The following is a 1469-nucleotide window of genomic DNA, read 5'->3' as shown; positions in this document are numbered from 1 at the left end:
GGCTGCCGTCGTTCCCGTGGGCCCACCATGTCTTTCTGAGCCCGGTTTTCCTGAGCCCGTCGCGCTCCGTCTTCCTGGCTGGTCTTCTTGGCCGCGGTCCACTCCGGTTCGGCGTTCCGATGCGCACGGGCGCTGTGGTCGTGCCATGCTTCGGGTCCGGGTTGGGCCGGTATGGCCTCGTGTCGTGCAATGCCGAGGAGATGTGTCAGGGACCGAGAGCAACGCGATGCGGGCGCCGAACGCTGATCCTGTGGAAGTGATCTGGCCTGTGCTGTTGGTCGAGGACGATGATGCCGACGCCTATCTGGTGTCCGAGCTCCTCGACGAGGCCTCCGCTCCGGTCGAGCTGACCCGGGTGCGCACGGTGGCCGAAGCCGCCCGTCGCAGCGAGCACGTCGCGTGCGTGCTGCTGGATCTAGGGCTGCCGGACAGCGAGGGCCTGTCGGCGCTGCGCCGGTTGCTCACGGTCGAGGCGGGAGCGCCGGTCGTGGTGCTCACCGGTCTGGTTGACGAGTACCGGGGGGCGCAGGCGGTCGCCGCGGGCGCGCAAGACTACCTCGTCAAGGGCCAGGTCGACGGGCGGGACCTGGTCCGGGCCGTCCGGTACGCGATCGAGCGCAAGCGGGCCGACACCGCCGCGCAGGCGCTGCGGGAGTCGGAGCTGCTGGCGGACGAGCGGGCCCGCCTCGAACGCGGCCTGTTACCCCGGCCGCTCATCGACGACGGCCGGTTGCACCACGACGCCCGGTACCGCCCCGGCCGGCAGCAGTCCCTGCTCGGCGGGGACTTCTACGACATGGTGTCCACCGCGGACGGCACGCTCCACGTCCTGCTCGGCGACGTCTGCGGGCACGGCCCGGACGAGGCAGCGCTCGGGGTGAGCCTGCGGATCGCGTGGCGCACGTTGGTCCTTGCCGGTGTTCCGGAACCCGACCGGCTCGGGTATCTCCAACGCGTGCTGGTGAGCGAGCGGGAACAGGACGAGATCTTTGCGACGGTGTGCACCCTCGCGATCGCTCCCGACCGGACCTCGGCGCGGATGCGGCTGGCCGGTCATCCGCCGCCGGCGCTGTTGCATCCGCGGCTGTCGGCGCTGCCGGGCGACGTCGTCGGCCCGGCTCTCGGCATCGTCGACAACGACCTCTCCGAGGAGGTGCGGATCGAGCTCGGGCCGCACTGGGCGCTCCTGCTCGCCACGGACGGCCTGCTGGAGGGGCGGGAGGGACCGGGCGGGGAACCGTTGGGCTGGGAGGGCGTGCTGCCCGAGATCGCCAAACTCTGGCCCGCTGACAACCCCGACGGGCTGCTCGACGACCTGATCGACCGGGTGGAGGCGCGCAATGGCGGCCCGCTGACCGACGACGTCGCACTCCTGCTGCTGATCTGGGGTGCCGGCTGATGCCGGAGCGCACCCACCCGAACGTTACCGATGAGGGAGCGGGCGACGCGGGGCTGAGCGGGGCGGTGGA

Annotated in this window: 1 protein-coding gene; it reads left to right on the top strand. The window is 71.6% G+C overall.

Annotation, left to right across the window (positions count from 1 at the left end; genetic code table 11):
• Positions 1 to 226: 226 nt before the first annotated feature.
• Positions 227 to 1399 carry a PP2C family protein-serine/threonine phosphatase gene (locus tag ACY45C_RS11255; RefSeq protein WP_462187575.1) on the top strand — a complete coding sequence of 391 codons (1173 nt, stop codon included), beginning with the start codon at positions 227 to 229 and terminating at the stop codon, positions 1397 to 1399.
• The last annotated feature ends 70 nt before the right edge of the window (positions 1400 to 1469 follow it).

The sequence above is a fragment of the Frankia sp. CcWB2 genome (assembly GCF_977927585.1).
Note: the sequence above shows the minus strand (reverse complement) of the source record. Positions and strands in the feature narration are given on the sequence as shown.

Bases quoted from the DNA above. Each gene is read 5' to 3' on its own strand.
- ACY45C_RS11255 (WP_462187575.1), top strand. From the start codon at position 227: ATGCGGGCGCCGAACGCTGATCCTGTGGAAGTGATCTGGCCTGTGCTG.